General features: G+C 28.0%; 20 protein-coding genes. 5 read left to right on the top strand and 15 right to left on the bottom strand.

Annotated elements, in window-relative coordinates:
- Nucleotides 1–2 precede the first annotated feature (2 nt).
- The 13 genes from CJF60_RS03820 to CJF60_RS03760 all read right to left on the bottom strand — a co-directional run bounded on the left by CJF60_RS03820 (nt 3) and on the right by CJF60_RS03760 (nt 12808).
- Nucleotides 3–1601, bottom strand: a complete 1599-nt coding sequence (locus CJF60_RS03820) for an ATP-binding cassette domain-containing protein (RefSeq protein ID WP_095279145.1) — start codon at nt 1599–1601, stop codon at nt 3–5.
- Between the two features lie 282 nt (nt 1602–1883).
- The gene (locus CJF60_RS03815; protein ID WP_084232520.1) at nt 1884–3389 is read right to left on the bottom strand and encodes a sugar ABC transporter ATP-binding protein; all 1506 of its coding nucleotides are present in this window, start codon (nt 3387–3389) and stop codon (nt 1884–1886) included.
- A complete protein-coding gene (gene rbsD / locus CJF60_RS03810) occupies nt 3389–3799 on the bottom strand; it encodes a D-ribose pyranase (RefSeq protein WP_084232522.1) in 411 nt (136 codons plus the stop codon). Before rbsD ends, CJF60_RS03815 begins: the two co-directional genes overlap by 1 nt.
- Entirely contained in the window at nt 3792–4733 is a 942-nt protein-coding gene (locus CJF60_RS03805; RefSeq protein WP_159444210.1) for a ribokinase, read from the bottom strand. The genes rbsD and CJF60_RS03805 overlap by 8 nt, the downstream gene beginning before the upstream one ends.
- On the bottom strand, nt 4720–5733 hold the full coding sequence (locus CJF60_RS03800) for a substrate-binding domain-containing protein (RefSeq protein WP_084232526.1): 1014 nt from the start codon (nt 5731–5733) through the stop codon (nt 4720–4722). The genes CJF60_RS03805 and CJF60_RS03800 overlap by 14 nt, the downstream gene beginning before the upstream one ends.
- A gap of 12 nt (nt 5734–5745) precedes the next feature.
- Nucleotides 5746–7524: an ABC transporter permease subunit gene (locus CJF60_RS03795; RefSeq protein WP_084232528.1), complete on the bottom strand. Its 1779-nt coding sequence runs from the start codon at nt 7522–7524 to the stop codon at nt 5746–5748.
- Between the two features lie 246 nt (nt 7525–7770).
- A complete protein-coding gene (locus CJF60_RS05235) occupies nt 7771–7938 on the bottom strand; it encodes a hypothetical protein (RefSeq protein WP_159444211.1) in 168 nt (55 codons plus the stop codon).
- Nucleotides 7939–8253: 315 nt separating this feature from the next.
- A complete protein-coding gene (locus CJF60_RS03785; protein WP_084232532.1) occupies nt 8254–8487 on the bottom strand; it encodes a hypothetical protein in 234 nt (77 codons plus the stop codon).
- Between the two features lie 65 nt (nt 8488–8552).
- Nucleotides 8553–9671, bottom strand: coding sequence for a hypothetical protein (locus tag CJF60_RS03780; RefSeq protein ID WP_084232534.1), 1119 nt, complete (start codon nt 9669–9671; stop codon nt 8553–8555).
- 99 nt (nt 9672–9770) lie between these two features.
- On the bottom strand, nt 9771–9992 hold the full coding sequence (locus CJF60_RS03775) for a hypothetical protein (protein ID WP_084232536.1): 222 nt from the start codon (nt 9990–9992) through the stop codon (nt 9771–9773).
- 225 nt (nt 9993–10217) lie between these two features.
- On the bottom strand, nt 10218–10865 hold the full coding sequence (locus tag CJF60_RS03770) for a hypothetical protein (protein ID WP_084232538.1): 648 nt from the start codon (nt 10863–10865) through the stop codon (nt 10218–10220).
- Nucleotides 10866–10974: 109 nt separating this feature from the next.
- A complete protein-coding gene (locus CJF60_RS03765) occupies nt 10975–11238 on the bottom strand; it encodes a hypothetical protein (protein WP_084232540.1) in 264 nt (87 codons plus the stop codon).
- Nucleotides 11239–11560: 322 nt separating this feature from the next.
- Nucleotides 11561–12808 (bottom strand): hypothetical protein, encoded by a 1248-nt coding sequence (locus CJF60_RS03760; RefSeq protein WP_084232542.1) that lies wholly within the window; start codon nt 12806–12808, stop codon nt 11561–11563.
- Between the two features lie 1171 nt (nt 12809–13979).
- On the opposite strand from CJF60_RS03760, the gene CJF60_RS05400 reads away from it, so the two are divergent.
- The 5 genes from CJF60_RS05400 to CJF60_RS03735 all read left to right on the top strand — a co-directional run bounded on the left by CJF60_RS05400 (nt 13980) and on the right by CJF60_RS03735 (nt 18459).
- Nucleotides 13980–15443, top strand: a complete 1464-nt coding sequence (locus CJF60_RS05400; RefSeq protein ID WP_200807541.1) for an HsdM family class I SAM-dependent methyltransferase — start codon at nt 13980–13982, stop codon at nt 15441–15443.
- Complete coding sequence (locus CJF60_RS05395; RefSeq protein WP_200807542.1) at nt 15412–15927, top strand: DNA methyltransferase family protein; 516 nt, start codon at nt 15412–15414, stop codon at nt 15925–15927. Before CJF60_RS05400 ends, CJF60_RS05395 begins: the two co-directional genes overlap by 32 nt.
- Nucleotides 15920–16129, top strand: a complete 210-nt coding sequence (locus tag CJF60_RS03750; RefSeq protein ID WP_084232544.1) for a restriction endonuclease subunit S — start codon at nt 15920–15922, stop codon at nt 16127–16129. Before CJF60_RS05395 ends, CJF60_RS03750 begins: the two co-directional genes overlap by 8 nt.
- A gap of 363 nt (nt 16130–16492) precedes the next feature.
- Nucleotides 16493–17536 (top strand): restriction endonuclease subunit S, encoded by a 1044-nt coding sequence (locus CJF60_RS03740; protein WP_084232548.1) that lies wholly within the window; start codon nt 16493–16495, stop codon nt 17534–17536.
- Nucleotides 17537–17856: 320 nt separating this feature from the next.
- Nucleotides 17857–18459, top strand: coding sequence for a hypothetical protein (locus CJF60_RS03735; RefSeq protein WP_084232550.1), 603 nt, complete (start codon nt 17857–17859; stop codon nt 18457–18459).
- Nucleotides 18460–18879: 420 nt separating this feature from the next.
- Here the strand turns inward: CJF60_RS03735 and CJF60_RS03730 are convergent, their stop codons facing one another.
- Together CJF60_RS03730 and CJF60_RS03725 are read right to left on the bottom strand one after the other, a co-directional pair.
- Nucleotides 18880–20076 carry a hypothetical protein gene (locus CJF60_RS03730; protein WP_084232747.1) on the bottom strand — a complete coding sequence of 399 codons (1197 nt, stop codon included), beginning with the start codon at nt 20074–20076 and terminating at the stop codon, nt 18880–18882.
- A gap of 416 nt (nt 20077–20492) precedes the next feature.
- The coding region (locus tag CJF60_RS03725; protein WP_214608179.1) for a hypothetical protein at nt 20493–21674 on the bottom strand (1182 nt) is incomplete at its 5' end.

Here is a 21674-nt window from a genome sequence, read left to right as displayed (position 1 = left end):
AGTTAAACACTAGCAGGTGAAAATTCACTGGTTTTGCTAGTTCCTTCTTCAATTGCCATTAAGTGCATATCATCAATATCTCAGGTTAAATAAACTTCTTGATCAACATCAAAAAAGTCTGTTGATTCAGTTTGTAAAACACGATCATTGATTTCTACATCAGTAATATAGTAACTTCCTTTATAAGTTCAGTTAACTACTTTTCCTTTAAATAAACCTTGTTTTTTATTCAAGTGAATATCTTCAGGTCTAATTAAAACATCGACTTTGTCACCTTTGTTAAATTCTTTATCAGTATGAATAGTTTTAAAGGTTTTGTTTAAGAAAGTAACAAAACCATCACCTTGATAAACTCCATCAAAAAAGTTTGATTCACCAATAAAATTAGCCACTCACTTATTAACAGGAAAATCGTAGATTTTTTCAGGATGGTCAAATTGTTCAATTCTTCCATCTCTAACAACTATTACTCTTGAAGATAATTCAAGTGCTTCACGCTGATCATGAGTAACAAAAATAAATGTTAAACCTAGTTCCTCTTGTAGAGAAACTAAAAGTTTTTGCATTTGTGATCTAATTTTTGCATCTAGAGCTGATAAAGGCTCATCTAGTAATAAGATTTTAGGACTAATAGCTAAAGAACGTGCTAGCGCCACACGCTGTTTCATTCCCCCTGAAAGTGCCAAGATATTTGAATCAGCACTATCTTGCAGTCCAACTAATGAAAGCATTAGGTGGACTCTTTCATCGATTTCTTTTCTAGTTAAAGCACGACTTGTTTTACTTTTTGTAAACTGTTCAGTTTTTAAGTTAACGAAGTTTTCTCAGTAAGAATATTTAAAATCACTATCATCTAGTCATTTTTGCATTTTCTTACGTTTGCTTGAACTCATTGAAGTTCTTAAGTCTTTTTCTTTTTCCTTAAAAACTCGTTTGATTTCTTTTTTTTCTGCTTCAGATGTTGCAGCCTTGATCTGGCTTTGATATTCTGCTTGTAGAGATTTTTTCTCTTCGCTAGTTAAAGCACGACCACTAAGTTGTGCACGGTATTCTGCTTGAGTTTTATCAAGTTTACCCATTTCAGCATCTGCTTTTTGTGATCAAGCTTTTTGGTTTTGCTTTAAGACATCTTTATATTTTTCCACTAATTCAGCAACTGGCTTGCGAATTAGTTTAAGACCGTATTTAACATTACCTTTAACATCCAAGTGTGGAAATAAGGCATAGTCTTGAAAAATAGTTGATGTCGGTCTTTTATATGAAGGTAGGTCTTTAACATCACGCCCTTGGAAAATAATTTCTCCACGAGTTGGATATTCAAAACCACCTAGTAAGGATAGGATTGTACTTTTACCTGATCCAGAAGGACCTAGAATTGTAATAAATTCACCTTCATAGATTTTGGCATTTACAGATTTTAAAACTTTTTTGCTACCAAAGTTTTTCTCTAAATTTTTTAGTTCAATAATTGGTAACTTTTTAGCTTTCTCGGCAAGAATTTGCTCTTTTTTTTCGAGCTTTTCTTTAATGTTTTTATAAGTTGTTTCGTTTGTAACTTCATCAGGAGACGGATCTTCTGAAAAAAATGCTTGCTGGTTCATTCACCCCTCTTTTTTAATATTGATATATAAAATAAAATGTTGTTTTTATTAAGATATTTCTTTCAATGCTCGCACTAAAAACTGTCCGTAAAGATAAGTTTTACTTAATTCAAAAATTCTATAAAAAAAATCAACTTTTACGTAAAAAAAGTCAATTTTTTCATATTTGGTTGAATTATTTTCACAAGGGTTTTATGAAAATCTTTTGATAGACCACAAACTGAAAAATAAATGGTTTTTGTTTTCAGTTTTACTAGTTTATTTTCTAAAAGTAATTAGTTTTTAAACGAATTTATTTGTTACTCCAAAAGCATATTTCATAATTTCATTTTGGTCTAATTTGTCGTAGGTATCATGCATGATTTTTCCTTCACGCATAACTATTAAGCGATCATATAAACCAATAACTTCAGGTAGATCTGATGAGATTACAACAACTGCTTTTCCTGTTTTTTTTAGCTCATGCATTAAGGTGTAAATTTCTTTTCTAGCGCCGACATCAACACCTCTAGTTGGTTCATCAAAAAAGATAATTTCAGGCTTAGTTAAGAGTGCTTTTCCAATAGCAATTTTTTGTTGATTACCACCTGATAAACTATCTACATTATTTAAACTGCTTGACATTCTAACTTTTAGTTTATCAGTAATAAATTTATTTTCAATTTTCTCTTTTGCTAAATTAATTAGTGAAGTATATTTATTTGAAAAACTTTTTAAGGAAGCTAAAGTTAAATTAAAAGCAATACTTTTTTCTAAGTGTAATCCTTCTTCTTTTCTGTTTTCTGACAAGTAATAAACACCATTATCAATTGCATTTTTAGGATGATTAAAATAAATATTTTTATTTTTATATTCGATTGATCCATAATCAAAAGAATAATAACCAGCAATAGTTTTTGCCAGTTCACTTCTTCCTGATCCGACTAAACCACTAATAACTAATATTTCATTTGCTTTAATTTCAAATGAAATATTTGAGACAAATTTATTACCTAAATTATTTATTTTCATTAAAATAAATAATTCATCATTTTGAAATTTAAGAGGAAATTGTTGTTCCAATTTTCGACCAACCATTTGCTCAATTATTTTGTCTTCATTAGTATCTTCTATTTTAGATTCACTAACAAAATTTCCATCTCTAAAAACGGTAATATAATCACCTATTTTTTCTAATTCATTCATCCTATGGGTTATGTATAAAATTGCTACACCATTTGCTTTTAATTTATGAATTATTTTAAATAGTTGTTCACTTTCTTCAGGGCCAATTGATGAAGTCGGTTCATCTAAAATTAAAACTTTAGATTTTTGTGAAATTCCTTTTGCGATTTCAATCATTTGTTTTTGTGCAATTGAAAGATCTTTAACTAAAGTTTTTGGATTAAGATCCATATCAATTGATTTCAAAATTTCTTTTGTAATTGCATACATCTTTTTATAATCAATCGTTTTAAAAATAGTAAGTGGTTCACGAGTTAATAAAATATTTTCAGCAATACTAAGATCATCAACTAACTTTAATTCTTGATGAACAATTGTAATTCCTAACTTTTTAAATTTATTGATTGAAAAATCTTCAATTCTTTTTCCTTCAAAATAAACGCTCCCACTATCAGGTGCAAACACCCCAGAGATGATATTTAAAATAGTAGATTTTCCTGCTCCATTTTCGCCCATTAAGATGTTGACTTTTGAACGAAAAGCCCTGATTTCACCGTTGTTTAAGGCTTTTACACCTGAGAAAGTTTTGACTATATTTTTAGCTTCTAAAATTACTTCATCCACTAAAAGTTAACTCCACATTCGATAATAGCATTAGCATATGGACTTGTTTCAGATGTTCTAATTATCAACATTGTTTTAGTTAATAATTCTTTTAATTCATCATGATTAGAAACAAATGTAATTTCTCTATTCGCATTATCTAAAATAGTTTTATAAATAACTGGATTTATTTCTTCAGTTTCAGGAGCCACATAAATTCTTTGATATTCCAATTCTTCTAAAACTTTTTTAAATACATCACTAAAAGATGGAACTCCTGGATAAAAAGATAAATCGATAATTTCGATATTTTTCTTTTTATAAGGAAGTGGCATTCCTGCATCCACAACTGCAATTAGATCAAAGTGACCTAACTTAGCAATTGATGCTACCAATTTTGGATTTAATATTCTATTTCTGTCTTTAAACATTTTTAAACCTTTCTTCAACTTCTTCTAAAGTTGGAATTGATTCACTTGAACCATTTTTTGTCACACTTATACTTGCGACTTTGTTAGCAAAAATAATTGCTTCTTCAAGAGTTTTATGATCGCTTATTTTTTTAATAAAACCAGAAATAAAGCTATCTCCTGCAGCCGTTGTATCAACTACTTTTATGCCTTTAATTACTTCGACATTTTTTAATTTATTTTCTTTTAAAAAGAAAACTCCTTTTTCTCCATAAGTGACAACTATTTTAGTATTTTGAAATTTGTCTTTTAATTTAATTAATTTATTTTCTAGTGTTTCATTAATTAAATTTTCATCTGAAAATAGTAAATTAAATTCCGTTTCATTTGGAATTAAGTAGTCACATAAATTAATTATTTCTTCATCTAATTTAATTGCTGGAGCAGGATTTAAGATCGTAATTTTATGATGTTTTTTTGCTAGTTTTAAAACATCAAAAACAAAATTAAGATCAATTTCTAATTGTAATAAAACAATGTCTGAATTTAAAATTTGCTCTTCGTATTTAATTGCTTTTTCGTTTGCAAAATTTGCATTTGCACCTGAAGTTAAAATTATAAAGTTATTTCCTTTTTCACTTACAGGAATAAATGCTCTACCTGTAAAACTATTTTTGACAATTTCAATTTCATCTAAATTTAAATTGTTTTTTATTAAATGTGGAAGCAAAATATCTTTATCTTTTTCGCCGATTTTAGCGATAAATTTACTACTCACTTTTAGCTTATTTAAAGCGATTGCCTGGTTTAATCCTTTACCACCTAAACTTTCACTATAAGATCTTGCGTGCATCGTTTCACCGACATTTGGAAACCTGTCTAAATTGATAAAATGATCTCAATTAATTGAACCAATTGTGAGCACTTTCAATGGTTCTTTTTTATAAGTATTCATCGACATTTTCCTTACTTACAATTACTGTATCTGCTGCTTTAATTTCATCTATGGTTTCACCATTTAAAAGTGAAACCATAGAATTGAAAGCAATTTCGCCCATCAGTTTTGGTTGTTGAGCAACAGTTGCAACCATCTTATCTTCTTTAATGGCGTTTAAAGCATCTGCATCACCATCAAAACCTAGGACATAGTAATTATTACCTATAACTCTTTCAAATGGTTTTTTTGTTGAAACATTTTTATTTGAAGTAGTAATTGCATTAATTGCTCCAAGTGCCATTTGGTCATTATCTGCAAAAATTACACTGAAGTTATTACCTTGTGAAGGTAAAGTATTTTGCGTTACTTGCTGAGCAGTTGCACGGTTAAAATCACCACGCTGTTCAACTGCATAAGGACCACCTAGACCTTCTAGAAAACCTTTAGAACGGTCGTTTGCTGCTTGAGCTCCAGCAACACCTTGAAGGTGAAAAACACCTTCGTTATAAGTAAAATTATAGTTTTGTAAAAATCATTGTGCTAGTGATTTTGAAGCTGCTACATTATCTGAAGCAATTGTTTGTTTAACTGCTCCTGTTGTTGCATTATTAACTCCACGGTCGACTGCAATAATAGGAATATTATTGCGATAAGCAGCCGCTAGCGAACTATTTCAAGCAGTTTCTGAATTAACAACGTTAATAATAATACCTTTTACACCTTGAGAAATGGCGTTATTAACGTTTTCAATTTCTTTTTGCTGATCATCTTGTGAATCAAGAATTTGCACTTTGTATTTTTTATTATTAACTGCAACACTATTAACACCATTTGCAACTGCTGCAAAATAGGGGTTATTACGTGTTGATAAAATTAAAGCAATGGTTTCTAATTTTTCACTCTGACTAGATACACCTGCTGCAATTCCTGCACCAATACCAGTTGCAGCACCAACTGCTACTAACAAAGTAAGCCCACTAGTTTTCAGGAATTTTTTAGTTATTAGTAATTTAAACATTTTGATTCCTTTCTAAACTCTTGATAGTTTCATAACAACTCTTTTGACTTTAGTTTTAAAGTCAAAATTTTTGTCTAATAAAACTGCTACCAAGATAATAATTCCTCTGAAAACTAGTTGTAGGTTTGAATCCACATTTAAGAAAACTAAAGCGTTATTTAAAACACTGATTAATAATCAACCAATAATAGTTTTAGTAATAGTACCTTTACCACCTGTTAAGCTTGTACCACCAAGTACAACAGCAGCAATTGCTGATAATTCAAAACCGTTACCTGTTTGTGGTTCAACTGATTGCACGTTACCGATATAAGCCACACTAGCTAGACCTACTAAAATACCACCAATTACAAATGCTGAAGTGATAATTCATTTAGTTTTAATTCCACTTGCTTTAGCAGCGTTTTTATTAGATCCTGTTGCATAAATATATCTTCCAAATCTTGTGAACTTTAAAATAAATATTAAGAATATAGTTATGAAGATAAAGATAAATAATGCTGAAGGTAAGACTCCGATTGTACCTGTATTTAAAAAACTGATGGTATCATTATTTGAAATTGAAACAGGACTACCACCTAGCATAACATTTAGTAAACCACGGAAAACTAGTAAGCCAACTAAAGTTACAATAAAAGATCGTAACTTTCCATAGGAACTTAAAAACCCGTTAAATAAACCAATGCTAATTGCTAGTAAAAAACCTATAACTATAGAGCCACCTAGATTAATACCGACTACCTGATTTAAATATAACATTAACCCTGCTGAAAAACCGATAGCACTACCAACTGATAAATCTATGCCACCAGTTAAAATAATAAAAGTCATTCCGATGGCTAAAAGACCTACTGCAATATTTTGATTTAAAATATTATTTAATCAATTTTGTGAACTAAAAAATAGAGGGTGAATTGCACCAACTATAATTGCAAAAATGATGATTACAAAAATTAATTTATTATTTAAAATTCATGTTTTGATTTTCTTATCAAAATTAATTAAATTATTTATGCTAAATAAATTTGCAAAATAATTACTAATTCTTTTTTTAAAAATTAAGGCTTCATTTTTAATGTTGTAAATAGTATTTAATTTTTTAATTTGTTTTTGTTTTTTATTTTGTAATTCTAGAATTTTGATTTTTTTATTTTCATCAGAGACAACATTTTTACTAATTGAATTAATGTAATTAATTTCTTTTTGATAATCATTATTTATTTGATTTTCTTTTACAGTTAATTCATTAGCTAATTTATCAAAACCAGTTTTTAATTTGCTAAGTTGATTTTCATTTTGTTTTTTGATTTGATGAATTTGTTTTTTTAGATCATTAGATTTTTTCAAATTATGATCTTCTAATTCTTTTTTAAGTGTCTCAACTTTTGATCTTTGCTTTTTAGTAAATTCTAAAAGTTGATCATCAAATAATTTGTTTTTTGAAATGTATAAATTTTTGAAATATAATCTGGTTTCTCTGATCTTATTTAAAAATTCCTGTTTGCGTTTTTTGAATTCTTCATCTGAAATTTTTTGACTTAAATATGCAACATCTAGTTTATTTATTTGCATATTTAATTTATTAATTTTGGTTTGCGCTTTATTGACAATATTTTCTTTTTTGTTATTAAGTTTCATTGCCAACTTATGAACTTTATCTTGTTCTTCCAAAACTAAATTTTCATATTTTGATTTATTTAATTCAAATTCTTTTTCGAGATTATTAATACGATCCATGTCAATATTTTCGAATTTTTTAATGAACTGATTTTCCATAAAAAAATTATACATGTTACGCAAATAAGGCTTTAATAATGAACTTAAAAATCCCTAAAACAGGGCATAATCGTTAATATTTAATGAATTTGTGAAAATCTTTTCACAATTTTAAAAAATTCAAATAAATGCTTTTATATTTTATTTTTTGAGTTAATATTTGTCATTACATATTTCAAAATTAAATACTAAAATTATATAACCAATAAACGGTATAAAAATAACCCTAAATTAGTTTCGGGTAATTAAAATAAAATCTTGTTATTCGTATTCTAATTCTTCATCCTTATGGTTATAAGCTAAGTTATCGTAATATTCTTGAGTTACTCTGTCGTTTTTAACATATGTTGATCTAGGTTCCAAAGGTGTATATCTTAAATAGGTTACAAAATCTTCATCAAAAAAATATCCATACCTGTGATAATCCAAATTATGGTTAAATCTCCACTCTTCATATCTTGCTTCAGAAAGAAAGAATTTTATTACTGATAAAATATCTCATATTAATTTTAATATTCATCATATTATTTTTAAAGCAAATTTAAATACCAAAAATATAAAAGTAAAATACACAACTATAACTTTTAAAAATATACTTAGCATAATTCACCTTGCCTTTTATATTTAGATAACAAAAACCTTTTTACTAGTTAATTAAGTTCTATCTTAGCGTTAGCAATTTTTGATCTCTTCAAATTAACTGACAATATAAGCCTTAATTTTATTTACTTTCTTTTACGTTTTTTAATATTTTGAATACTCTACAAAGTCATTATCAAAAAGATATTTAACATCTTCGCTTTCTAGTTCTCAATAACTATATTTTTCAACATATCTTGCTTCTTTTATAATGTAAGTAAGTTCAGCTAGTAAAAATCATATACCCTTCAAAATCGCTCAAGCAAAGCCAGCTAAAAATGCTAGTGCATAAAAAACCATTTTGAAATATCAAATTACTGCTGCGAATAATATATGCATAATTTACCCTTTTATTTTAACTTTTGTATAACAAATAAAATTTTTCGTAAATCATATCGAGACTCTTATCAATCAATTAATTCTTGCATTGCTTTTTCAACTTTTTTATAGCCTTTTTCATTTCTGTATCTTCTTTTAATTCTTCTATATATTCAAGTTAATTCATTCATTTTTGAATAATCGACAACTTGTGTTTCTACATAGTAATCAAACAACTCTTGAAGATATAAATCAATTATGTATTGTCATCGTTTTAAGAAAACATTCCTTCTATTTTTATTTTCGATTTCTTGAAAAATATAGAGTAATTGCCTTTTAAAATTTCTGTTATCAAGGTTAATGTTTTCAGCATTTTTATGTATTTTGTTAAATTCTAAAAACACCTTATTTAAAAGAAAAGAATTACCATATTCAATAAATCTAAAAATCTCTCTTAAAGTATCTTCATACTCAGGCAAAAAGTTTTGAACTCGTTCTTCCTTATTTTTAATAAATTCATGTTTTGTTTTATCCTCATGAATTAAAAGGTATTTTCGTATTTTTCGCCATTCCCTTTTTTGTTTAAATGTTTCTTCCATAGGATGAAAATCAATAGTTTTTCTTTTTAATTCATTATTTGTATTTAATTTGTTCAGGCTTTTTTTACTTACTTTATTGTGCCATCTAGCAAGACCAATTTCACTATAGTTATAATACTCATAAAATTTCAAAACATCTCGACTGCTAAGCATTAAATTTTTAGCAAAAGAAAAATTCCAATCAAACTTGTCTTTTCGGTAGCAGAATTTATGCATTCTTTTAATTAAAAAAAATTCTTCACATTCAATTAAATCACTAGACATTCTTTCGGCGTTTGGTTGATTCATGTTTTTCAATTCTTTAACAAAAAATCTGAGAATTTCTTCTATGTCCTCTTTATTCATTCTGATAAGATGTTTATGGATTTTTATTGTTGTAAAATCATCATCAGGATGGTCATAATATTTTTTTAGTCTACCTAAATTCTTGTTGAAAGCATCCTTATAAATGGACTTAACTTCTACGACCCTTTTTCTAGAAATAGTGCTGTTTGCTTTTGAAAGATATCTATTTCAAAATTTTTTCTTGACTTTTTTTATTCTTCAAATTAATCTTCTTGTTTTTTTATTTACAAATATTTTTTTCAATGAATTTTTTACTGCCATATTAAAACTCCTATTTAAAAAATAAACACTAAGTTATAGTGCGTATCATTTTTTTTGTTTTATAGAGTTTATGAGTAGGTGAACAAAATTAATTTTTTCTTACTCATAAATAATTTCATTTTTTCTCTCTTTCATTATTTTTGCGATTAAATCTAATACGGTAACCAAATTAGTATTAACCATAAGATTATTTGCAACAGCTACATTTTTATTTTGAAATAATTCCACCCATTGCAAAAGATCTCTTTTGTTTAATTTATTAGTTAATTTTTTAACAAATAATTCACTAGTTTTAATAATCCTTTGATTAACTAAAACCATTTCTGTAATTAGATATTGTTTAAAATAATTTACTTTCTTTGAAATGTTGAATAAACATTTCAAAGTTATATAAGAACTATCTAGTTATCAAGCGATATCTAGTCTGAATCATTGTTTTTAGGCTTTTTAAGCCACTTTATTAATTAAGTAATAAATTTGCTTGAATAAAGTTAATCGGTGCCTTGAAAGGCTTATAAATAGTTAAACTAATGCTTCTTGATCAAACTACCTAATGTTGTTTTTTTCTAGAACAGCATCAATTCGTTTAACATCTTTTTGAAGCTGCATAACATTTTTCTCGTTACGCTCGTTATACTCCCGTTGTTCCTTCATAAACTCTCTGAACTCTTGATTAAGTTCTGTCTGGTTTATATTGAATTCCCTTTGTTCCTTCATGAATTCTCTAAACTCTTGATTAAGTTCTGTCTGGTTTATATTGAATTCCCTTTGCTCTTTCATGAACTCTCTGAACTCTTGATTAACTTCTCTTTGCTCTTTCATAAAAGTTAAAACAATTTGATTAATTTCTCTTTGTTCGTCCATGAATGCACTAAATTTTTGATTCATTAAAGTTTGTTCTTTCATAAAAGTTAAGAAACTTTCATTAATCTTTTTTTGATCATCAATGAAATTTGCAACTTTTTTATTAATAATTGCTTGATCTTTTTGAGCGTCGATAATTATTTTAGATAGCTTTTTCAAGTCCATATCTTCCTCCTTTTCTTCTTTTAAGTCATTAGTTCAAAAACTGCAAAATAGCAATAAACCCTCTTTTTCAATACATTCTAGCTTAATGTTAGTATAAGCTGTTGTGATTGCTGAAACTTGCTTGACAAGCGTTTTTGAATCTTTGAATTCTTTTGACAACTCCATTGATTGCTCCTTACAAAATATCCTGAGTTATATTTTTATTATACTTATAAATTTTTAACTTGCTTTACTTTGCCCTTGATAATTTTGTAACTCTGCAAAATTTTCATTTTTAATTTGCCAAAATTAAAAAAAGATGATTTTTTCAATCATCTTCTTGATTATTGTTTTCGATTTTTAAGCCTTTATCGTCATAGTAATAAAGATAGTTTGAATCATCTTCATAATAACTATAAAAACCTTCATCAATGGCTTCTCTTAAAACTTTTGAAAAGTCACCATTTATATATTCAAGTAAATCAGAAGTATCTATATCTAACTCACCTCAAGCCATGTCTGAAACAGATTGAATGACATCTGATAAGTGTTGGAACACTTTTCAATCTACTTTGGATGCTAAATATTCAAATAAAACATAGTTTTAAATTGGCTTTTTAATTTTAGGTTCATCATTAACTGTGTATAAATCAGTTTTAGAATCATATGTAACGTTTGAAAAATAAGCTTTTAGGAAGAGAAAAAACAGGTCCTTCAAATCTTCTTCTAAGAAATAAAATACATTTGCTACTGCTGATTTTTTGATCTTAAAAGGTCTTTTTAAATCTTATCTGACAAAGTAGTTACTGCTTTGCTTATATCTTGTTCTGGATTACTTGTACTCATCAAATACCCAAAACTCTCAATAATATTGTTTATCATTATTTATTCCCTTCATTAGCAGCTAATTCTTCGCTGCTTGTTTTAAACATTCAATTAAACCTAGTTTTATAATAAGTTATTAAACTATCAATATTTTCTTGTTCTGTTTTAGAGATTTTCTCTAAAACATTATTAACAGTATAAACAGGTTGTTTAAACTTATCAGTTAATAAGGTAGTCGCTAGATCTAGTTGTTGAGAATTAGCACCACTGATATTAGGTTGATTGCTATCTTCTCCAATCGCTTTTGCAAAAGGTGCGATTTCCTGATTATTGATTTCTAATAATAACTTGTAGTAAGTTTCACCGTGTCCTATAAACATTTCTTTAGTAGATCGCATGTATTGTCCTTCTTTAAGATTTAAGAATTTGTTATATGCATTAAGCATATTGCTTATTGCATTAGCAGCTTTATTATTATCACTTGGTTTAAAGTAATCTTTGAATGATAAGTTGCTTGTGCGTGCGTTTAATAAAGCGATTTTGAAATATACGTATTGTTGCATGAATTCAACTATATTAATAGCATATACATAAGACATAGCAGGTACGATAAAAAGTTCTGCAAATGTTGCTAATGATTTTTTATCACCATCAAAAGCAACTGTTTGTTCATTAGTTAAACTATCTTCTCAAAGTTTAGTAGGTGTTGATGAATTTGTTTTTGTGACAGTATCATAACTATCAATCATTCTAAAAACAAAACCGTTAAGGTTTCTTATTCCTATATAAGCCTGATAAATTTCTTTTTCATCCTTTATTTGTGGCATACCCCAAAACTTTGTTTTTTCAATTTTTTTTAAAATTGATCTGATCCCATAATCTTTAACAGTTGCAGCTTTACCATCTCATGTTCTTAACATGTCATTTGTAAGTGTGTCTGCAACTTCCTGATACTTGGCTAGCATTTCTTCAGGACTAATTAATTTATCAGTTTCATTACCTTCACCATCTAAGGCTTTTAAATTTTCAATTCCTTTAATGTATTTCATTCAAGGAACTAAATTTAAAGTTAGTTTATCATCTAAAATGCTAGGCATTTCTCTGATAATAACTTGTTTATCATCTTCAGGGTGAGAAGTAACAGGATGATCCTTTTTAGGATCATCCTTAACAGGTTGATCATTTGATGGTGGAGTAACACCACTACCATTATCATTACTGCAGGCAACTAGAGTTGCAGCAGTCACTGAAGTTAATAAAGTTAATGTTGATAATATTAATAATTTTTTAGTTTTGATTTTCATAAATACTCCTTAATTAAGACTAAATTAATAGTTATTTGATAAGTACTTAATTTAGTCACTTTTATAAGTTATTATAAACTAGGAAATAGGATTATAGATTCTGATTTATCAACAAATAAAAATCATTTATATTAATGCTAATCAGTTAAAGGCTTGAGATAGTATCTATAAGCCCTTAGGAGCGATAGTTTTACTAATAAGATAATTTTCTCTAAAGGACTTAATTCAGTTAATTTTAAAGTCGTAGAACTAATCACAAAATATTTACTGTCTATTACACAAAATTAAAAAAATCTTGTATAATTATTTCATAAGGTTTTGAAACTTATATTCATAAGTCCCAAGATAGAAAAACCTACTTAAATAAAAGCCTGCTTGCCTAGTTAGCAGGTTTTTTATTTAATTTGTTAGTAAGAATTTTTTAGTTATCTTAGATATTTTTTGAATATAATATTATTATGAAATCATTATGGTTTCTAATTTCATTAAGTGTCGCTTTCATGATTGATGAAATTTAAAATTTTATATATTTAGTTAAAAAGAAATTACCTTTATTATGTGTAACTAATAAAGGCTTCAAAAAGTGCTAGAGAAATCTAGCACTTTTTCTTTTACATCATTTTTAAGCAGATATAAGTAAGTACAGTCCAAAAACTATCTTATTTTCACTGTCGTGAAGCAATAAAAAATACCTTTCTGCATAAGCAAAAAGGTATTAAAATTTTAAAAAAGGTTTTTGCATTTGGAAAAGATGTGTTTTATTTAGTTACTAATATTATTTAAGTAGACAGATCTCTACCTGAATTTGTTTGTGTACCAAATGCAAAATGCACATTGCCTAAAATAATTTCTTATTTTAGGCAATATAATTATAACATATATAAAAAAGTTTAATACCTAAAAATAACAAAAATCAGTTTTTGCAACTAGCATTTATTACCGTTTTAAAAACAGCAGGATACTTATTCTATAAAGCTAGTAAAACTTTTAAAAACTAATTCAAAAGTAAGTTTTTTATTTTGATTATTTTTGACTATTGTTACTCTAAAATATATTAAGTTTTAAAAAGAAAAAAGTAAACTTCAAAACTAAAACCGAAAAATGTTTTAATTTTAAATTATTGAATGATCAAAGTTTACTAAAAGATACATTTCTAATTAAAGAGGTAATTATGGCTATAAAAGAAGTCGAAACAGATGTTTTTGTTCGAAATGTGCTAGAAAAATTAGATATTTGAAAAACGGGGAATTGCAGTCAACACGGAAGTAATGTCAAAGAGATTGAAGAAGCTTTGAAAACTGCATCAAAAAGTAAAACAGGTTATCGTGGAGTACCTGAATTTGTTTGTGTTTTAGAAAATTTTGTGCTTGTCATTGAAAATAAAGCAAGCTTAAGCAGGCATATTAAATTAGATAAAAATGGTTCTATCGGGGAAGACAAAAATTCCGTGAAAAATTATGCAGTTAATGGTGCTTTGCATTATGGAAAACAAATAGTAAAAAATTCTGCTAATTATAAAAAAGTATTTGCAGTTGGTTTTAGTGGTTCTGAAGATCATCATACAATTACACCAATTTTTATTAATTATGAAGGAAAATATAAGAGATTAGATGATCTAAAATCATTTTCTAGTTTTCAAAAAAACAATATCAATAAGTATTATGAATCTGAAGTTTTGAACCATATATCTAAAAGTGAAAAAGACATAACCACTGAAGAAATAATCAACACAGCAAAAAAATTAAGTAATGAACTAAGAAATTTAGGAACTTTAATGGAGTCAGAAAGACCTATAATAGTTTCAGGCATTTTTCTTGCTTTATCAGAAATTAGATACAAATCTTTTAATATTGATAGTTTGAATAGTGATAGAACTAAATCTGATGGTCAAAAAATTTACGATGCAATCAGTGCTAATTTAAGTAGGTCTAAAATTCCAACTGAAAAACAAAATAAAATGTTGAGTCAATTTAAAATTTTTATAGATAATGAGAAAATTAACACTTACACTAAAGAGTTAGATGGTACTCCATTAATGAGGTTTACAAAGACCTTATACAATAAAATTTTTAATACGTTGTCATATGAAAAATCATCAGAAGATTTTCTTGGTAGATTTTATAGCGAATTTATGTCATATAGACCAGGTGATGGACAAAATTTGGGAGTTGTATTAACTCCTAGACACATTACTGATTTATTTTGCGATTTATTAGATTTGAAAAAAACAGATAAGGTTTTTGATCCTTGTTGTGGAACAGGTGGATTTTTAATTTCAGCAATGCAGTATATGCTTTCTAAAACAGATGATGATATAGAAAGGGATAATATTCGTACCGAACTACTAGTGGGAGTAGAGTTGCAGTCATACATGTTTACTATCGCAGCAACAAATATGCTTTTGAGAGGTGACGGTAAGAGCAATTTGCACAATGAAGATTTTTTAAAAAAACCTTCATCTGAATGACAGAAAATGAAATTTAGTAAAGGGATGATGAATCCACCATACTCTCAGAATAAAGATAAAAACACTGAAGAACTTCATGAAATAAATTTTGTTAATCATTTATTAGACAGCATAACGAAGGGGGGGGGCAGCAGTTATTGTCCCCTTATCAACATTCACCAATTCTAGTAATTATGTAAAAATAATGAAACAAAAAATTCTGTCTAACCACACTTTGGAAGGTGTAATTACATTAAATAAAGATACTTTCGCGGGAATTGCTAGTGTTGGAACTTGCATCGCAATTTTCACCACAGGTGTGCCACATCCAAAAAGCAAAAAAAGTAAGTTTATAAATTTCGAAAATGATGGTTATTTAAAAGCTAAATCAACGAGCTTAATTGATGATGGAACTGCAGAAGAAAAAAAGGAATATCTTCTAAATGTTTGAAAAGAGAAATTTGAAGCACCAAATAATTTCTGCGTTAAGTCAACTATTGAACCCACTGATGAATGATTGCACTCATTCTATTATTTTAATGATAGTATTCCGACAACTGAAGATTTTGAGAAGGTAGTTGCTGACTACCTTACTTTTGAAGTCAACATGATAACTCATGGCAGAGGTTATTTATTTGGTTTAGAAGATGATGAAGAGGAAACTGATGAATAACAGAGAATACAAGTCATTTAAAATGGATGACCTTTTCGAACTTAAACGATGTAATTTAAGTAATATCAGCAAGTTAAAGCAAGGTGATGTTCCTTATGTTGGTGCTACAGATAGAAATAATGGAGTTATGAGTTTTGTAGAAAATAGTGAAAAGCACTTAGTTAAAGGAAACTGTATGGCATTTATTTGTAACTATTTGTAACGGTGAAGGTTCAGTAGGTTTATCTGTTTATAAAACTCATGATTTTATAGGAAGTACTTCAATTTCAGTAGGCAGACTTAAAAATAAAAAACTCAATCTTTTTATCGGCTTATATCTAACTGCTGCTTCAAATACTGTAAGAGGCAAATACAATTTCGGATATGCCAGAAAAATGGAAAGACTATTAAATGAACGTATTCAGTTACCAACTAATGAATTAGGAAACATAAACTGAAATTTTATTGAAAATTTCATAAAAAAATTTTATAGCAAGAAATTCAAAGCTATTGCTATCTATTATAAATGAGTTAGTCAAAATTATAATTTAGAAAATAATTTTAAAATGACTGGGGGGGCTACAAAATGAAAAATAATCAATGAAAAACTTTTTCTATAACAAAATTTTTTAAACTTGAACTATCTAAAGGTGATAACAAACCTGACTCATTGCCAGAAGGAAGAAAACCACTTGTTTCAGCTGGTACAAAAAATAATGGTTACATAAAATTTATTAGAGAAGGTGATGGGAAAAGCCTTCCTTTTAAAGGTAATGCGATTACAGTTGACATGTTTGGAAAACCATTTTATCAGGAAAAAGATTTTTATGCAGTGTCTCACGGAAGAATTAATATACTTACGCCATTAATAAAACTGTCAAAATTTCAATTTTTATTTATTGTAGGTACATTGGAGATCAGTCTAAAGAATATCTTTTCGTATAATAGAATGTGTTCACAAGAAAGATTGAGAAAAACCCAACTAGTAATTCCAGTGACTAAAGATGGCAATCCAGACTGAGACTACATGGAAAATTTCATAAAAGAAATCTATAAAAAACAAGCTAGAAAAGTTGCTGAATATTATCAAGCACAAACTCCTGAAATCGTGGGGGGGGGGTATAGTTTAGGTAACTATAAAGACTTTACCATTTCTTCTGTATTTCAAGTCTCAGGAACAGAAACGACACATCCTTCAAAATTAATTGCAAATGGAAAAGTGCCAAGAATCACATGTTCATCACAGGATAACGGTTTTGATAATGTTTATCAAAACCAACCAACTGAAAAAGGTAGTGTTATAACTATAGATAGTGCAACTGATGGAATTATAAATTGACAGCCCACTGATTTCATTGCAACAGATCATGTTGAAAAAATTTCTTTTCTTGATAATAAAATAATGAACAAGTATCTTGGGTTATTTATAAAAACTAGTCTAATTGTTGCTATTAAAAACAAATACGGATATGGATATAAATTTAGTCAAAAAAGAATTAGGCAACAAAAACTTCTTTTACCTATAGACAAGAGGCAAAATATAGATTATTCGTATATGGAAAACCAAGTTAAAAATATATTAAACAAAAAAGCAAATGCTATCATAAAGTATTATTCTGATTTAATTTAATGTTACTTATAAGCGCTAAATTAATCATTAAAAGCAAGAATAGTTTTTTATAAAATTTAATGAGTGATATGAAATATTTTTTGGTTTTATAAGTTAACTAGCAATGCAAACATATAAAAGAATTTTGATTATATTGACTCTTAAGTTTATAAAAATTTGAATAAGAAAAAGCAACCTGAACAGTGCTCCAAATTACAAGCGTTTTTCAGCCCCCTAAGCTTGCAAATTGGCTCATCCTTATTCACCAATTTTAATTTTATGTATGAAAAAACTGAAAAATCAACTTAATAGTTATTTTCTTTAGTTATAATTAAATCAATATGAGCAATAAAGATTCAAAAATAGCAGTAAATAGACCGTGTGCAGAAGTGAAAAAGTTAACAAAGACACATGATATGAAAGAAACAATTAATTTAGTTGAAATTCACCCAATCACAAATAAGGCTAAATATAAATATGAGGCTGAAGGTGACCCTTTACCACCTATAGTACCACCACCACCTGGGCCTGGTGGCAATGATGAGCCATTTAACAGAGAATGGGTGCTGAAGCAAATAAGATTATCTGCAAGTGAATTAAGATCTGAAATGAAAGAAGGTAACGAACAGATTCGCTTTGAGATGAATGAAGGAAACAAACAGATTCGTTCTGAAATGAGAGAGGGTAATAAACAAATTCGCACTGAGATGAAGGAAAGTAATAAACAGATACGCTCTGAGATGAATCAAAAATTTGAAGAAGCAAAGAATGAAATGAATCAAAAATTTGACCAGTCCAAAGCTGAAAACTTACAAATGGAAAAAAGAATAGATCAAAAATTTGAACAAACGAATAAAAGGCTTGATAAAGTTGAAAAACAAAATAAAGAAACGAATGAAAAGCTTGAAGCAATTTTAGAGTTGCTAAAAAAGAAAGACAAGTAAAAAAATACTAAATCACATAAAGTTGTTAATTTTCATAAAATCTAAACAAACATTTCTGCAGAAATACATTGCAAATTATAAAAACTTTGTATAATTACAGAACATAAGTTAGAGATAACTATATGTGAAATATGAACCCCCACATTAGTGTTAAAGCTATCACTCAGTACGCCCCATTGCCGTGATAGAAGTTGCTAAAGAACAGAAGATATGAGAAAGAGTTAATTTATTAACTGTCTAACTAGTGTGTTCTCAAGTAGTGGATTGGGCTGTCAATAAGCGGCAGAGAAAAAGAGCCTTTTTCAGGGCTCTTTTTTATTTACTAAAATAAATTAATATATTAAGGAGAAAGGCGAAGGTGATTAAAAACAAATTACTTATTATTTATAGTGTTTAATAATTTTCACCAGTTTATTAGTATTATTCTTTGCTTGTTTTGAAAAGTCACTTAAACCTAGTTTTATAGCGAGTAATCACACTGTCTAAATTTTCAGTTTCTGTTTTATTGGTTTTTTCTAAAATGTCTCTATCAGTATAAACAGTTTGTTTAAACTTATCTATTAATAAGGCATCGACTAGCTCTTGACGATAAACTCAAACATTAACTTCTGGAGTATAAAAACCAACATTTCCCATTGCTCTTGAAAATGGAGCTATTTCATTATTTGAAATATCTAGTAACAACCTTCAATAAGTCTCGCCATGTCCTACAAACATCTCTTTAGTAGATCTCATATATTGGGATCTTCACATAATCAAAAAATCATTATAAGCTGCAAGCATAATGCTTATTCAGTGACTTGCGCCTGTATTTGCTTTAAAGTATTCTTTAAAAGTTAATTGGCTAGTTCGAGACTTCAATAAAGTTATTTTGAATTCAAGGTAGCCTAGCATAAATTGAATAATATTCTCTGCATACACGATTGGCATTGCTTCAATTATTAAATTTTCAGCATCTTCAACACTAGTAATAAAATCACCGTAATATTTTTTTAATTTTTTACTTCACCGACTGGCTAACGTTATTTTTTCGTCACCTTCATCGGTGCGTGTTTCAATTAATTCATTTCTAAAAAAACGTTCTGACTCTAAATCAGATTTCATAAAAAAATCATATGGTGTTATATATTTACCTTCTTTATCTCTAACTGAATGTTTTTGTTTTGCTTTTTCTACTATTTCAGAATATTCCAACTTTCGATAGTCTTTTCATTCTACTTTGTCTTTATCATGTGATTGTGATAAAATTCAAAACTTAGGCCAGATTTCCTGATACCTTGCAAGCATTTCTTCAGGGCTAATTAATTTATCGGTTTCATTACCTTCGCCATCTAGTTCTTTTAAGTTTTCAATACCCTTAATGTATCTTATTAAGGGTACTAAATTAAAATTTAGTTCTTCATCCAATATATCAGGTAAATTTCTAATAACAACTTCTTTATTTTCATTAGGTTTGTCTTGTTCCTTAGTAAGATCATCCTTATTAGGTTGGTCATTAGATGGTGGTGTAATTACATCACCAGAATCTTTTGAACAAGACACTAATGTTGTTGTAGTTATTGATGTTAATAATGTTAATGTGGAAAATAATAATAATTTTTTAGATTTGAGTTTCATAGATACTCCTTGATTTAAAAGTTTTACAGGCAATTACAAATATTTAATTCAATAGGATAACTAGATTTAATATAAAACACATACCATATCTATAGTAATTCAAACACAGTTGTAACAGTGTCAATTTACTATTAAGATTTAATTTCTCGTGTTATCTACTTGAGTTTGTAATTAAAATACCTTCATGAATATGAAGGATAATTCAAATTTATTAATGCTTGCAGTTTGAAATATTAGTGTCTTATTTACATATTGGTTTTTAAAACAACAAATTTCACCTAAAGTTGTTCGTTTTCCAAAATTACATACATTTTTCTAAAATAATTCATGCTTTGGAGAAAGTAATTGATAATGCCATAGGAGAATTGCTTGCCCATGTACAAAGTAAGATTTTTAATTCTAATAAACAACAGATTTTAAAAATTTCATCTAAATTTTGTTTTGTAGCGGTTGATTAAATTTTTTGTAATTAACTGTTTTTCTGATCCATCAATACTACGACCTGAATAATTTTCAAAACCTTTAATTTCTTCTAGTTTGATGCCGTTGTAAGTTGTTTCTTTAAAAGTGTCTGCGGCAATTTTTCTTAACGCTATACTTTGACTACTCCGTCCACAATCGTATCCAGAATATCCACAACTTTCTCAAGCGTACATATAAGAAGAAACACCCACTACTTTTGCAAAATGCATAACTTCATTATTTGAGATTTCTAAAAGTCTAACAAAATAATCTAAACCTCTACCAGTAAAGAATTCTTTGTCAGTTCTTGCATATTGATTTTCGAGTTTCATGAAATCTTTAAATGATCTAGAAAAACTATTTGCAGCATCATATACATTTGATTGATTTTTGAAAACGCTATCGAAAGAAGAATAACCATCACTTCCTTCGAGTAATGCTAGTTTGAATTCTGCGTAACTTTTTATAGCATCACTAACATAATGAGCATATATTATGTGAAACACATCTTTAATCATTTGCTCTGCTGAATCAACCGTAAGACCTCTTTTTTCAATATCCTTTTTCTCTCATTCTTTTCTTCTTGAATTACTAAAATTTCTAAAAGGGTACCAATAAGAATTTCTAAGACTGCTAAATCATTTCTCAAAAGTTTTGTTATAAGAATCATTAGTTTTTTCAGTATATTTTTTTCTAATTACTTTTCAGATTTCACCATCATTCTCATAATAATATACAAGCCTAGACGAGTAAAAAGGGATGCCTTCTACTCTTGTTTTTTCTACTCCCTTTTTGACTAATTCCAGGACTTCTTCATATTTAGATTTCATTTCTGAAACACTAATATAGTTATTTGTTTCATTACCTTGAGAATCTAATTCTTTTAGATTCTCAATATTCATAACATAATCCAGCAAATCGACTAGGTCAAGTTTTCCATTTTTCATATAGTCAGGAATGGTTCTTATAAGTTTATCTACAAACTTATATGGTTTTTGTTGTGAAGGAGCCTCTGATTCTTTTTGATTGTTTCCATCATTTGTTTTTTGATCTCCTCCGTTTACAGGATTATCTACTGCAGGTGGTGTCGGAGTAGAAGAGGCGGCCGGGCGCGGAGAGGCGTCGCCGTGAGGAGG

The organism is Mycoplasmopsis agassizii (assembly GCF_002272945.1).
Taxonomy (GTDB): Bacteria; Bacillota_I; Bacilli_A; order Mycoplasmatales; family Metamycoplasmataceae; genus Mycoplasmopsis_B; species Mycoplasmopsis_B agassizii.
The sequence above is the reverse complement of the archived record's forward strand: the minus strand, read 5'-3'. Positions and strand labels throughout refer to the sequence as shown.